The following is a 13,167-nucleotide window of genomic DNA, read 5'->3' as shown; positions in this document are numbered from 1 at the left end:
ATGGCATTGGACGTATTGATCGTCGACGACGAGCTCGATATCCGCGAGCTGGTCGCAGGCGTGCTCGAGGATGAGGGCTATGGTGCGCGCACCGCCGCCGACAGCGATGCCGCCTTGGCGGCGATCCGCGAGCGGCGGCCGAGCCTGGTGCTGCTCGACGTCTGGCTGCAAGGCTCGAAGCTCGACGGGCTCGACTTGCTCGACGAGATCAAGCGGCGCGATCCGTCGCTGCCGGTGCTGGTCATCTCCGGCCATGGCAATCTCGACACCGCGGTCGCTGCGATCCGCCGCGGCGCCGCCGACTTCATCGAGAAGCCGTTCGAGGCCGAACGGCTGCTGCTGCTCGTCGCGCGCGCGACCGAGACCGAGCGGCTCAAGCGGGAGAATGCGACGCTGCGCGCGCAGGTCGGGCAAGACGAGGAGCTCAACGGCCAGTCTGCGGCGATCAATGCGGTGCGCGCGACACTGAAGCGCGTTGCCGCGACCGGCAGCCGCGTGCTGATCACGGGGCCCGCAGGCGTCGGCAAGGAGGTCGCGGCCCGGCTGCTCCATGTCTGGTCGAACCGGTCGCGCGCACCCTTCGTCGTCGTGTCGGCCGCGCGGATGACGCCCGAGCGCGTCGAGGAGGAATTGTTCGGTGCGGAGGAGGGGGGCGAACAGATCCGTGCCGGTCTGCTCGAGCAGGCGCATGGCGGTACCTTGTTCCTCGACGAGATCGCCGACATGCCGCTCAACACGCAGGGCCGCATCCTGCGCGTGCTGACCGACCAGAGTTTTACACGCGTCGGTGGATCGCAGACGGTCAAGGTGGACGTCCGCGTCGTCTCCGCGACCTCGCGCATTCTCCAGGATGAGATCGTCGCCGGGCGGTTCCGCGAGGATCTCTATTATCGTCTCAATGTCGTACCGGTGATTCTTCCGTCGCTGTCCGAGCGTCGCGAGGACATCCCCGCACTGGTCCAGCATTTCGCTGCGCGCTACGCTGCAGAGCGCCGCGTCGCCAATCCCGAGGTGTCCGCCGAGGCATTGGCCGCGCTGCAAGCCTATGACTGGCCGGGCAACGTCCGCCAACTTCGCAACATCGTCGAGCGGACGATGATCATGGCGCCGGGCGACCGCATCGCCAGGATCGATGCCGATATGCTGCCCGCCGAGATCGTCTCGGACCAGCAGCAGCTGGCCCCGGGCAATGCCGCGAAATCGATCATGGGAACGCCGCTGCGAGAGGCTCGCGAGACCTTCGAACGCGAATATCTGCGCGTCCAGATCCGGCGCTTCTCGGGCAATATCTCGCGCACCGCGACGTTCATCGGGATGGAACGCTCGGCGCTGCATCGCAAGCTCAAGTCGCTGGGGCTGGTCGATATCAAGGACGTCGAGGAATAAGCCGCACCCGGCGCCTTGCCGCACCCGCCACGCTAACCTACATTCACGCGGCTTCGCATGCGGCGAAGCGACGAACACCAACGAACGGTGTACATGCGGGCCACGCCCCGCCAAGCTGACCGGAGACAGGTCGATGGCCGAAAAGCCCAATAATCTGCAAGATATGTTTCTCAATGCTCTGAGAAAATCGAAGACCCCCGTGACGATGTTCCTGGTCAAGGGCGTCAAGCTCCAGGGGATCATCACCTGGTTCGACAACTTCTCGGTGCTGCTCCGCCGCGACGGCCAGAGCCAGCTGATCTACAAACATGCGATCTCGACAGTGATGCCCGCGCACGCGCTTGATCTTGCGCCGATCGAGAAGGCGTTCGCCGAGAGCAAGCGCGGCGCGCTGCTCCAGGAGATCTTCCTCAACGCGGTCAAACAGTCGAACGAGCCGGTGACAATGTTCCTGGTCAACGGCGTGATGCTGCAGGGCGACGTCGCCGCCTACGATCTGTTCTGCCTGCTGCTGCGACGCGATGGGCAGAGCCAGCTCGTCTACAAGCATGCGATCTCGACCGTGCAGCCGCTTCACCCGGTCAACCTCGCCGAGGTCGACGACGATGACGACGAAACGGACGCCGATTGAGCGGTTTCGGACGCGAGGAGAAGGACGGTATCGTCCGCGGCGCACGTGCGATCGTGACGCTGCCCGAGATCGGACCGCATAATCGCAGCGCCGAGGCGCGGCTCGACGAGGTGGCCGGTCTGGCCGCCGCGATCGGACTCGACGTCGTCGAGCGCGTCGCCTTCCGGCTGCGCAGCCCGAAGGCGGCGACGCTGCTCGGCTCGGGCCAGGTCGAGCAGCTTGCGGAAGCCGCCCGCATGGCCGAGGCCGAGCTGGTCGTCGTCGATGCGACGGTGACGCCGATCCAGCAGCGCAATCTCGAGAAAGCGATCGGCACCAAGGTGATCGATCGCACGGGACTGATCCTTGAGATTTTCGGCGAGCGCGCGGCGACCGCCGAAGGTCGGCTACAGGTCGAGCTCGCGCATCTCGACTATCAGGCCGGACGACTGGTGCGCAGCTGGACCCACTTGGAACGGCAACGCGGCGGCTTCGGCTTCCTGGGCGGTCCCGGCGAGACCCAGATCGAGGCCGATCGGCGCCTGATCCGCGACCGCATGGCCAAGCTACGCCGCGAGCTCGAGCAGGTTTCCCGCACGCGCGGCCTGCACCGCGACCGGCGGCGCCGCGCGCCGTGGCCGGTGATCGCGCTGGTCGGCTATACCAATGCCGGCAAGTCGACGCTGTTCAACCGAATGACCGGCGCCGACGTGATGGCGAAGGACCTGCTGTTTGCGACGCTCGATCCGACGATGCGGCACATCCGCCTGCCTGGCGTCGACAAGGCGATCCTGTCCGACACGGTCGGCTTCGTCTCCGATCTGCCGACCCAGCTCGTCGCAGCCTTCCGCGCGACGCTGGAGGAGGTGGTCACCGCCGACATCATCGTCCACGTCCGCGATTTGTCGCATCCCGACACCGACGCGCAGGCTGAGGATGTCGCGGCCGTGCTGACCGAGATTGGTGCGATCGGCGGGGAGGGGGCGGCGACTCTTATCGAGGTTTGGAACAAGATCGACGCGCTCGATCCCGAGGCCGCCGCCGCCGTGCGTGAGGAAGCGGCACGGCGCGAGGACGCGGTGCCGATCTCGGCCTTGACCGGGGAGGGGGTTGATGCGCTTGCGCGCGTTGTCTCGGATCGGTTGAGCCGGGGGTCGCGCATTCACACGGTGCGGCTCGATCCCGGCGACGGCGCTGCGATCGCCTGGCTGCACCAGCATGGCGAAGTGCTCGCTAGCGAAACACTCGACGAGCTGACCCGGGTGGACGTGCGGCTGAGCGACGTCGACTGGGCGCGGTTCGCGGCGCGGGGCTAGGCGGAAGCTAGCCCCGCATCAGCTTGCGGGTGAAACCGATCAGCCCGAGCTGCCGGTGCCGCCGCAATCGTTCCGCGCGCAGGATCAGCCGCACCTGCGCGAAGCAGCGCTCGACATCGTCGTTGACGAGGACATAGTCGTAGCCGTCCCAATGGCCGATCTCGGCGACCGCACGCGCCATGCGGCGGTCGACGACGTCGGCGGCATCGGTACCGCGGCCGCGCAGGCGGCGCTCGAGTTCGGCCATCGACGGCGGCAGGATGAAGACCCGGACGACGTCGCCCGCCGCCTGCTGGTAGAGCTGCTGCGCGCCCTGCCAATCGATGTCGAACAGCACGTCGCGCCCCTCGTGGAGCATCGCCTCTACGGGCGCGCGTGGCGTTCCGTAGCGATGATCGAAGACATGCGCCCACTCGAGGAATTCGTCGTCGGCGACCATGTCCTTGAAGGTCGGCGTATCGACGAAGCGATAATCCTTACCGTCGACTTCGCCTGGCCGTATCGGGCGCGTCGTTGCGGAGACCGACAGCTGGATCTGCTGATCCGCCTCGATCAACATCCGTGCGATCGTCGACTTGCCCGCGCCCGAGGGCGAGGACACAACGAACAGCACGCCGCGCCGCTGAGTCTCCACCTCGTGCGGGCGGCGGCGGTCGGCGACGTTGAACTCCGAAATCGGGGGGAGAGGGGCGGAATCGACGGGCTCAGGCATGGCCGCTTCTGCCGCGCGACCCGCAGTGCCGTCAATGCTCGACAGAGGCTTGACAAGATGAACCATATAGGTTATATATAAATCGTAGATCGCTTCACGCGGTCCCACAATCGTTCTTTCTCCTCGAGAGACAGCGTGGCGAACGCATCGCCGGCCTCGGCTTCCATCGCTGCAAATCGCCGCTCGAACTTGGCGTTGGCGGCGCGCAGCGCGGCCTCAGCGTCGATGTCGAGATGCCGCGCCCAATTTACCACCGCGAACAGCAGGTCGCCGACTTCCTCGAGCTGCGCGGTGGCATCGGGAGCGGTTTCGACCTCGCCAATCTCCTCACTGACCTTTTCGCGCGGTCCCGTGGCGTCCGGCCAGTCGAAACCGGTGCGCGCGGCGCGCTGCTGGAGTTTCTCGGCACGGAGCAGCGCGGGCAGGCCGAGCGCGACGCCCGCGAGTGCGCCGGTCTGGTCGCGCCGCGCGCGCTCCTCGGCCTTGATCGCCTCCCAGCTGCGGCGTTCGCCGGCGTCGTCGGGCCGCACGCCATCGGCAAAGACGTGCGGATGGCGGCGAACCATCTTGCCGGCAATGCCGTCGACGACGTCCGCGAGCGCGAAATGGCCGGCTTCCTCGGCCATGCGCGCGTGAAAGACGATCTGAAGCTGGAGGTCGCCAAGTTCGCCGCACAGGTCGACCATGTCGCCACGGTCGATCGCGTCGGCGACCTCATAGGCTTCCTCGATCGTGTAGGGCGCGATCGTCGCAAAATCCTGCGCGACATCCCACGGACATCCGGTGTCGGGATCGCGCAGTTGCGCCATGATCGTAGCGAGCCGCTGCAACGCTATACCCGCGTCGCGAGCCGCGAGCGGCTGGATCGATGCACCGCCCTCAGGCTTCATCGCGCAGTCCGATAATATACATTATGTAAAACTCAAATTAGTCTGCGAAGGGTGATCGTGCATAGCTGCCTTCGCCATGCCCGACAAATCGTCGCGCATGCCAGGCCATTGCTCGTCGGTGCGTGCCGCTCTAGCGTCTCGCCATCAGCCGGGTCTCGACGCCGGCGTTCCAGGCCCGAGGAATCTTCGATGTTCGATCTCAACCGTCTCCATCGTCGCGATCTGCTCGGCGCTGCCGCTGCCGGCGGTGCGCTCGCGCTTGTGCCAGGCCGCGTCCTTGCCCAGGCGGCGATCAGCGCGCCGTTCCATGCGACGCTTGCCAGCTTCGCCGATCGACTGCTGGTGCTCTCGCCGGATACTTCCACCTCGCTCGGGCTCGATCATGGCACGCTGGCACCGCTGCGCAGCCGGCTGTCCGATCTCTCGCAGGCCGGTATCGAGAAAGCCAACGCGACGATCCGCGCCATTCACGCGCAGCTGCTCGCCATCGATCGGGCCGGCCTCCCTCCCGCCGATCAGCTGCGCTACGACACGGTGCGCTATGCGACCGAACGTGGCATCGACGGAACCGCCTTCCGCTATGGCGGCGGTGCCGCATCGGGCTTCCAGGGCGGTACCACACCCTATGTCGTCAGCCAGCAGAATGGCGCGGTCTCCAACGTGCCCGAGTTTCTCGTTTCGGTGCATGCGATCACGGACAAGGCCGACGCCGACGCGTATCTCGCGCGCATCGCCGGTTTCGCGCGCCAGCTCGACCAGGAGACCGGGATGATCCGGCAGCACGCCGCGATCGGCGTGATGCCGCCCAAATTCATCGCGGACAATGCGTTGGGCATCCTTAAGCAGTTCCGCGGCGTGCCCGCGGCACAGCAGCGCTTCGTCACCAATCTTGCCGAAAAGGCCAAGGCGCTCGGACTCTCCGGCGACTATGGCGCGCAGGCCGCCAAGCTCGTCGAGAGCGCGGTCTATCCCGCGCTCGACCGCGAGATCGCCGCCTTCATCGCCGCAACCGCCAACGCGCCGATGACGGCGGGCGTCCAGCGCCTACCCGATGGCGACGCCTACTATCGCTGGGCGCTGCGGCTTGGCACGACGACCACGCAGACGCCGCAGGAGGTGCATCGCATCGGGCTTGCGCAGAATGCCGAGATCAAGGCGCGGATGGATACGCTGCTCAAGGCGCAGGGGCTGACCAAGGGGAGCGTCGGCGAGCGGGTGAGCGCGCTCAACAAGGATCCGCGCTTCCTCTATCCGGATACCGACAAGGGGCGCGCGCAGCTGATCGCCTATCTCAACGGGCGGCTCGCGGCGGTACGGCCGATTATGCCCAAGCTCAGCCATCTCGGCCTGCATGCCGACGTGATGATCAAGCGCGTCCCCGCCGACATCCAGGACGGCGCTGCGCTCGGCTACATGAACCCCGCCGCGCTCGATGGCTCGCGCCCGGCGATCTATTACGTCAACCTCAAGTCGACCAGCCTGTGGCCGCGCTATCAGCTCGCGACGCTGACCGCGCATGAGGGCATTCCGGGCCACACCTGGCAGCTCGGCTATCTCGCCGAACATCATGCCGAAGTGCCGGTGATCAGCTCGTTGACCGGCTTCAACGCGTTCGTCGAAGGCTGGGCGCTCTATGCCGAGCAGCTGATCGACGAGAGCGGTCTCTATGACGACGATCCCTGGAGCCGGCTCGGCTATCTCCAGGCGCAGCAGTTCCGCGCCTGCCGGCTGGTCGCCGACACCGGGCTGCACGCGATGGGCTGGAGCCGCGAGCAGACCGTCGGCTTCCTGTCGGCGGAAAGCGGCAAGGGCCGCGACGCGATGACCAGCGAGACCGACCGCTATTGCGCCTCCCCGGGGCAAGCCTGCGGCTACAAGACCGGTCACAATGAGATCGTGCGGCAGCGCGACAAGACAAAGGCGGCACTGGGCGCCAAATTCGATCTTGCCGCCTATGACGATGTCGTCGTCAAAACCTGCGGTATCCCGCTGGAATTGCTCGGCGGCGTCGTCGATTCCTATATCGCGCGCGCGACCAGCGCATGAGGCAGGCCTCGGGCATGCTCCGCATCGAGACGCGCGGTGCGGGGCTCGTGGAGTTCACCGACGAGGTTGCGGCATGGGTCGCGGCGCAGGGCATGCGCGAGGGACTGCTGACGCTGTTCTGCCGACACACCTCGGCGTCGCTGCTGATCCAGGAAAATGCGGCGCCAGCCGTGCAGCGCGACATCGCCGCCTTCTTCGCGGCGATCGCGCCAGAGGATGCGGCGCGTTACGAGCATGACGACGAAGGTCCCGACGATATGCCTGCGCATCTGCGCACCGCGTTGACGACGGTGCAGCTGTCGATCCCGGTTGCCGACGGCCGGCCGGTGCTCGGGACGTGGCAGGGCGTTTATCTGTTCGAACACCGCCGTCGGCCGCACCGGCGCGAGGTGGCGCTGCATCTGATCGGAGCGTGACGCAGCGCAAACAAGGCGCTTATGTGTCATGCCGGAGGTGATGCGCGCTGCGGTCGCTCCGCCACGTAGGTGATATGCGCGCACAGCGGATCATCCGGCGCCAGCAGCGGATGGTCGAAATCGAGGTCCGCGCGCCGGACCATGCCGAGCCGCTCCATCAGCCCCCAACTCGCGCGGTTCGCCGGCGTCGTGGTCGCCATGATCCGCGGCGCACGGAGGACGGTCCAGCCCCAGGCCAAGCTCGCGAGCGCCGCTTCCTTGGCATAGCCCCGCCCCCACGCATCCTCGCGCAACCGCCATCCGATCTCGATCTCGCCGATCAGCGGCCCGATCACGCCGGGCTTGAGTCCGCAAAATCCCAGGAAATGCGCATCGTCGCGCCGCTCAAGCGCCCAAAAGCAGTAGCCATTCTGGCACTGATAGACGCGCATCCGCTCGATCCCGGCGTCGGATTGTTCCCGTGTCATCAGCGGTCCGAGTTGCGCCATCACGGCGGGCGAGCGTCCCATTTCGGCGAACGGCGCGCGATCCTCGTCGCGCCAGGCGCGTAGGGTCAGCCGCTCGGTTTCGATCATCCGGCGAGCAGACGCGCCGCGAGCGGGGCAAAATAGGTCAGCACGCCCGAGCAGCCGGCGCGACGGAAGGCCAGCAGCGTCTCCATCGCCAGCGCATCGCGGTCGCCCATGCCGGCAGCGGCGGCGGCCTCGATCATCGCATACTCGCCAGACACTTGATACGCGAAGACAGGTACTTCGAACCGTTCCTTAACCCTCCGGATGATATCGAGATAGGGTAGGCCCGGCTTGACCATCACCGTGTCGGCGCCCTCGGCGAGATCGAGCGCCACTTCGCGCAGCGCCTCCTCGGCATTGGCATGGTCCATCTGATAGCCCCGCTTGTCGCCCTTGAGGCGTCCGCTCGACCCGACCGCATCGCGGAACGGGCCGTAGAAGGCGGAGGCATATTTGGCCGCATAGGCCATGATCTGGACGTTGGGATGCCCTTCCCGCTCAAGTGCCGCGCGGATCGCGCCGACGCGGCCGTCCATCATGTCCGACGGCGCGATGATGTCGGCGCCGGCGGCGGCCTGGACCAGCGCCTGCTCGACAAGGATTGCGCTGGTGTCGTCGTTGAGCACGTAGCCGGCAGCGTCGATCAGCCCGTCATGGCCATGTTCGGTATAGGGATCGAGCGCGACATCGGTGAGCACGCCGATCTCCGGCGCGGCATCCTTGATCGCCCTGATCGCCCGGCAGATCAGATTGTCCGAGTTGAGCGCCTCGTGGCCGTCGGGGGTGCGCAAATGCTGTGGTGTGTTGGGAAACAGCGCGATGCAAGGTATGCCGAGATCCCGCGCTTCGCGGGCGCGCGCGGCGATCCCGTCGACCGACCAGCGCGACACGCCGGGCAACGTCGTGATCGGTTCCTCGACGCCATGACCGTCGGTGACGAACAGCGGCCAGATAAGGTCGGCCGGCGTCAGCACGGTTTCGGCGACCATCCGGCGCGACCAGGGGGCGATGCGCGTGCGGCGCAGGCGAAGCGCGGGAAAGCTTGTCATGCGGTGAGTGTAGAGGGTGTCGGCGGGCTATTGAAGGGCTGCGCGGACCGCGCTGTGATCTTCATCGTCCTCGCGGGCTCGGTCCGCGATCCGTGGATGCGACGGTGATCACCGGGCGCTTATGAGTTACCGCCATCACGGGAATGACGCACAATCTCCATATTCCGCGACTCGAGCATCGCGTCCGGTCGCGCCAGTGCCACCACCCGGATCCCCGCCTCGGCCGCGCGGTCGATCGCGAGGCTGGTCGGCGCCGAGATCGCGACCAGCGTATGGCAGTCCGCCAGCGCCGCCTTCTCGACCAGTTCGTAGGACAGCCGCGCCGTGGTCAGCGCAAAACCCCCGCCCCAGCCGATCCCGCCCCGCGCCATCGCGCCGATCAGCTTGTCGAACGCATTGTGGCGACCGACATCCTCGCGAACGAGCGTGATCGTCCCGTCCGGATCGCACCGGGCCGCGGCATGCACCGCTCCGGTCTCGCGGCCGAGCGGTTGGTGTTCGCGGAGACGACCGAGCGCGGCAAAGATCGCGCCTGCCAGAACTGGCGCCGCCGCGGGAGTGACGAATGGCAGCGGCCGCAGCGCCTGCTCGAGATTCTCAATCCCGCACAGACCGCACGACGATTCGGAGACTCGATGCCGCACCCGATCGCGCGCACGATCGCGGACCTCGGGCGCAAGAAACAGCCGCACGAGCAGCCCGCGCCCGGTCGCATGCGGCTCGACCGCGACGAGTTGGGCGGCGGTGTCGATCAGCCGTTCGGACAGGCAGAAACCGGTGGCGAAATCGTCGATCGCATCGGGAGTCGCCATCATCACGGCATAGCCGATGCCGTCAATCTCGATCGCGATCGGCATCTCGACCGCGAGCGGGCGCGCGACGGGCACCGTGCTGCCATCGGGCTGGCGGCGAAGGAAGGTCGAGGGGCGGATGCGGTCGATCACACCCCTCGCCTAGGCCGATCGGTCGATCAGCGGAAGATCAGCCAGAGGATGATGATCACCGGGATCGGAATGCCGATCAGCCACAGCAATATGCCCTTGCCCATGCTATCCTCCTGTTATGTCATACAATCGTAACGCAAACAGAACGAGCCGCCGGAATGTCGGTTCCGCGGGGCCTTGCGCGGCGGCGCGGGACGATGCCTTGTCGCTCTCGTGAACACCCCCCTTCCCCGCCGCGCCGCGCTGATCGTCAACGCCAAGTCCCGCAAGGGTCGTCATCTCTTCCGCAAGGTGTGCCGGCTGCTGGCCGACGCCGGGGTCGAGCTTGTGTCGACCGACGCGGTGCGCGACCCCAAGCGCTTCGCGGCGCGCGTCGCGGCGGCGGTCGAGGCGGGCGCGCCGATGGTGATCGTCGGCGGCGGCGACGGGTCGATCTCGTCGAGCGTCGATCATGTCGTCGGCACGAACACGATCTTCGCCGTGCTGCCGCTCGGCACCGCCAACAGCTTCGCGCGCACGCTGGGGATCCCGCTCGACCTTGCCGGCGCGGTCGATGTCATCGCCAACGGTCGGGCGCGCCAGATCGATCTCGGCATGATCGACGGCGACTATTTCGCCAATTGCGCGACGATCGGCATCGCACCGCAGATCGCGGAGACCGTGCCGCACGGGCTCAAGGCCTGGCTCGGGCGGCCGGGCTATCTGATCTGGGCGGCGTGGCAACTGGTGCGCTTCAAGGGGTTCGAACTGACGATCGGCGAGGGCGCGACCGCGGAGACGCTGCGCGCGGTCGAGGTGCGGATCGCCAATGGCCCGTTCCACGGCGGGGTCGACCTGGTCGATGGCGCCCGCCTCGATTCGGGACGGATCATCGTCCAGGCCGTGACCGGCGCGGCGCGACGCCACCTGGTGTGGAGCTGGACGCTGAGCGTGCTCCGCCGCCCGAGCCGCCACCAGACCACGCGCGACTTCACCGGGGAGGCGATCCGTATCGCGACCGACCCGCCGCTGGCGATCTCGATCGATGGCGAACTGCTTGCGCGGACGCCGGTGACCGCGCGGATCGCGAGACGGGCGATCCGGGTCGCGGCGCCGGTCTAGCGCAGTGCCGCAGGATCAGACCGCCACCGCCCCCGCCTCGTGCGGGCTGGTCGTCTGCATCTGCAATGTGCGCCACGTCCCCGCGCGATAATAGCCGATCGCCATCAGCATCGAGCAGAGCGAACTCATCGGCATCGAAAACCACAGCGCGTCGCGCCCGATGATCGGCATCAGCGTGAACACGAAGCCGAGCCGGATGGGGAACAGCGAGATCGACAGGATCACCAGCGGCGCGATCACCGCCCCGGTGGCGCGCACCGCGCCGAAGAGCACCATCGTCACGCCGAAGAACAGGAAGGCCCAGCTCGCCCGCGCGTGGATGTGCTCGGCGATCGGCAGCGCCGGGCTGTGGCTGCCGAGAAACAGCGAGAGCATCGGGCGGTCGGCGATCGTCACCAGGAGGATCAGCGCCGCGGTGAAGGCGATGTTGATGCCGATCCCCCAGCCGGTGATCGCATCCACCCGCCCCCATTGGCGCGCGCCGACATTCTGCGCCGCCATCGCCGAGACCGCGCCGCCGATCGCCATCGCGGGCATCTGAATATAGGTCCACAGCTGGAGCGTCACGCCGTAGGCGGCGGTGACGTCGACGCCGGCACGGTTGATCAGCCCGATCAGCGCGATCCCGGCGAAGGTGATGACGAACATCTGCAGCCCCATCGGGATGCCCTTGACCAGGATCACCTTGACCAGCGCCCAGTCGGGCAAAAGCCAGCGCAGCTCGGGTCCGCGCAGCCGGATCGGCAGGTCGCGCGCATAAATGGTAACGATCAGCGCCGCGAGACTGACATAGGCGGCAATCGCGGTCGCGGTCGCCGAGCCCGCTATGCCCAGCGCCGGCGCGCCGAACAGGCCGCGGATGAAGATCGGATTGAGGCCGCTGTCGAGCAGGACGTTGAGGATCATGATCACGAACGGCGTCATCGAATCGCCGGTGCCGCGCATCCCCATGGTGATCACGACGAGCGTGAACGCACCCGGCATGCCGATGAAGATCACGCGCAGATAGGCCTCGGCGAGCGGCACCGAGGCGGGCGGGGTCGCGAGCAAATGGAGGATGGTAGGGGCGGCGGCATAGCCGAGTGCCGCGACGAGCACCGAGGCCACCCCGAACAGCCCGACCGACGTCCCCATCGCGCGGCGCACGCCCTCGATGTCGCCACGTCCCATATTCTGGCCGACGATGATCGTCGCGGCGAGCCCGAAGCCGAACACCGCGGCGAGCGCGAGGAACAGGACGAGGTTCGCGTTGGAGGTCGCCGCCAGCGCGTTCTCGCCGAGGAAGCGGCCGACCCAGATCGCGTTGATCGAGCCGTTGAGCGACTGCAGGATGTTCGAACCCAATGTCGGCAGCGCGAACAGCAGCAGCGTGCGCGCGATCGGCCCGCTGGTCAGATCGTGGCCGCCGGCGCGGCGCGGCGCGCGCGCCGCTGGCGGAGTCGGTTCGGCATCCATCAGAGCGCGCCGTTCGCGAAATTGTCGAAGTTGACAGCGTGGCGAGATTTCTTCCGCGCGGATCGCACAGCCGATGCCGCCCGATGCTCGTGCCGATATGTTGGTGTCCGCCCCATGACCAAGACCGTGGCAGGCGAAATCCTACATGGCCAGCCTGAAAAGCAGCGTGACCGCAGAGCGCGCAGGGCGGAGGCGACTATCCCCAACCGCAGCCGATAAGGGACCGTCGGCGCAGGCAGCCTGTCGTGTCCTGCACCTATGTGCGCTTCTCTGACGACGGCGAGACGGAGCAAGCCCGCGAGGCGTTTACCCCAGCCGCGCCAGCGCTGCGCCCAGGCGTTCGGCTTCGGCGCTCTTGTCGGCATGATCGGCACGGGCCTTGTCGATCGCCTCGGGCTTGGCGCGCTCGACGAAACTGGCGTTGGACAGCCGGCCGGCGAGCGAGTCGCGCTCCTTCTCGGCGGCGGCCTTGCCCTTGGCGAGACGCGCGCGCTCGGCGGCGATATCGATCACGCCCTCGAGCGGGAGCACGAAGGTCGCTTCGTCGACGACGATCTGCGCGGCGGCGCCGACAGGCGCGGCGCCCACCGCCGCATCGACGCGCGCGAGCCGGGCGATCGCCGTCTGCTGGCTGGCGAGACGCGCGTCGGTGCCGGGGCCCGCGTCGCGGACGTGGACGGGCAGGCGGGCGCCCGGCGGAACGTTGAGCTCGGAGCGCGCCGCGCGGATC

The 13,167-nt window shown here is 67.4% G+C and carries 12 protein-coding genes and 1 pseudogene; 6 read left to right on the top strand and 7 right to left on the bottom strand.

Translation table 11 applies throughout. The features are described from left to right. The 3 genes from Q0326_RS12950 (at nucleotide 1) to hflX (ending at nucleotide 3,312) form a co-directional block, all read left to right on the top strand. The gene (locus Q0326_RS12950; RefSeq protein WP_298691120.1) at nucleotides 1–1,386 is read left to right on the top strand and encodes a sigma-54 dependent transcriptional regulator; all 1,386 of its coding nucleotides are present in this window, start codon (nucleotides 1–3) and stop codon (nucleotides 1,384–1,386) included. Between the two features lie 133 nt (nucleotides 1,387–1,519). Next, nucleotides 1,520–2,017, top strand: coding sequence for an RNA chaperone Hfq (gene hfq / locus Q0326_RS12945; RefSeq protein WP_298691118.1), 498 nt, complete (start codon nucleotides 1,520–1,522; stop codon nucleotides 2,015–2,017). Then, nucleotides 2,014–3,312 carry a GTPase HflX gene (hflX, locus tag Q0326_RS12940; protein WP_298691116.1) on the top strand — a complete coding sequence of 433 codons (1,299 nt, stop codon included), beginning with the start codon at nucleotides 2,014–2,016 and terminating at the stop codon, nucleotides 3,310–3,312. Before hfq ends, hflX begins: the two co-directional genes overlap by 4 nt. Before the next feature lie 7 nt (nucleotides 3,313–3,319). Here the strand turns inward: hflX and gmk are convergent, their stop codons facing one another. Both gmk and mazG read right to left on the bottom strand, forming a co-directional pair. Continuing rightward, entirely contained in the window at nucleotides 3,320–4,024 is a 705-nt protein-coding gene (gmk, locus tag Q0326_RS12935) for a guanylate kinase (protein ID WP_298691114.1), read from the bottom strand. Nucleotides 4,025–4,095: 71 nt separating this feature from the next. Continuing rightward, nucleotides 4,096–4,914 (bottom strand): nucleoside triphosphate pyrophosphohydrolase, encoded by an 819-nt coding sequence (gene mazG / locus Q0326_RS12930; RefSeq protein WP_298691112.1) that lies wholly within the window; start codon nucleotides 4,912–4,914, stop codon nucleotides 4,096–4,098. A 189-nt stretch (nucleotides 4,915–5,103) separates the two neighbouring features. On the opposite strand from mazG, the gene Q0326_RS12925 reads away from it, so the two are divergent. Both Q0326_RS12925 and Q0326_RS12920 read left to right on the top strand, forming a co-directional pair. Then, a complete protein-coding gene (locus Q0326_RS12925) occupies nucleotides 5,104–6,960 on the top strand; it encodes a DUF885 family protein (protein WP_298691110.1) in 1,857 nt (618 codons plus the stop codon). Continuing rightward, on the top strand, nucleotides 6,957–7,376 hold the full coding sequence (locus Q0326_RS12920) for a secondary thiamine-phosphate synthase enzyme YjbQ (protein ID WP_298691108.1): 420 nt from the start codon (nucleotides 6,957–6,959) through the stop codon (nucleotides 7,374–7,376). The genes Q0326_RS12925 and Q0326_RS12920 overlap by 4 nt, the downstream gene beginning before the upstream one ends. A 26-nt stretch (nucleotides 7,377–7,402) precedes the next feature. Here the strand turns inward: Q0326_RS12920 and Q0326_RS12915 are convergent, their stop codons facing one another. The 3 genes from Q0326_RS12915 to fdhD all read right to left on the bottom strand — a co-directional run bounded on the left by Q0326_RS12915 (nucleotide 7,403) and on the right by fdhD (nucleotide 9,878). Further along, entirely contained in the window at nucleotides 7,403–7,951 is a 549-nt protein-coding gene (locus Q0326_RS12915) for a GNAT family N-acetyltransferase (RefSeq protein WP_298691106.1), read from the bottom strand. Next, nucleotides 7,948–8,937, bottom strand: a complete 990-nt coding sequence (hemB, locus tag Q0326_RS12910; RefSeq protein ID WP_298691104.1) for a porphobilinogen synthase — start codon at nucleotides 8,935–8,937, stop codon at nucleotides 7,948–7,950. The genes Q0326_RS12915 and hemB overlap by 4 nt, the downstream gene beginning before the upstream one ends. A gap of 119 nt (nucleotides 8,938–9,056) precedes the next feature. Next, nucleotides 9,057–9,878: a formate dehydrogenase accessory sulfurtransferase FdhD gene (gene fdhD / locus Q0326_RS12905; protein WP_298691158.1), complete on the bottom strand. Its 822-nt coding sequence runs from the start codon at nucleotides 9,876–9,878 to the stop codon at nucleotides 9,057–9,059. Between the two features lie 216 nt (nucleotides 9,879–10,094). Here fdhD and Q0326_RS12900 point away from each other — a divergent pair, with 216 nt between their 5' ends. Then, the gene (locus Q0326_RS12900) at nucleotides 10,095–10,982 is read left to right on the top strand and encodes a YegS/Rv2252/BmrU family lipid kinase (RefSeq protein ID WP_298691102.1); all 888 of its coding nucleotides are present in this window, start codon (nucleotides 10,095–10,097) and stop codon (nucleotides 10,980–10,982) included. 15 nt (nucleotides 10,983–10,997) lie between these two features. On the opposite strand, the gene Q0326_RS12895 is transcribed toward Q0326_RS12900, so the two are convergent. Together Q0326_RS12895 and Q0326_RS12890 are read right to left on the bottom strand one after the other, a co-directional pair. Beyond that, nucleotides 10,998–12,437, bottom strand: a complete 1,440-nt coding sequence (locus Q0326_RS12895; protein ID WP_298691100.1) for an MATE family efflux transporter — start codon at nucleotides 12,435–12,437, stop codon at nucleotides 10,998–11,000. 306 nt (nucleotides 12,438–12,743) lie between these two features. Next, a pseudogene (locus tag Q0326_RS12890) lies at nucleotides 12,744–13,167 on the bottom strand (valine--tRNA ligase); the annotation flags it as partial.

Source organism: uncultured Sphingomonas sp. (genome assembly GCF_937859915.1).
Taxonomy (GTDB): Bacteria; Pseudomonadota; Alphaproteobacteria; order Sphingomonadales; family Sphingomonadaceae; genus Solisphingomonas.
The sequence above is the reverse complement of the archived record's forward strand: the minus strand, read 5'-3'. Positions and strand labels throughout refer to the sequence as shown.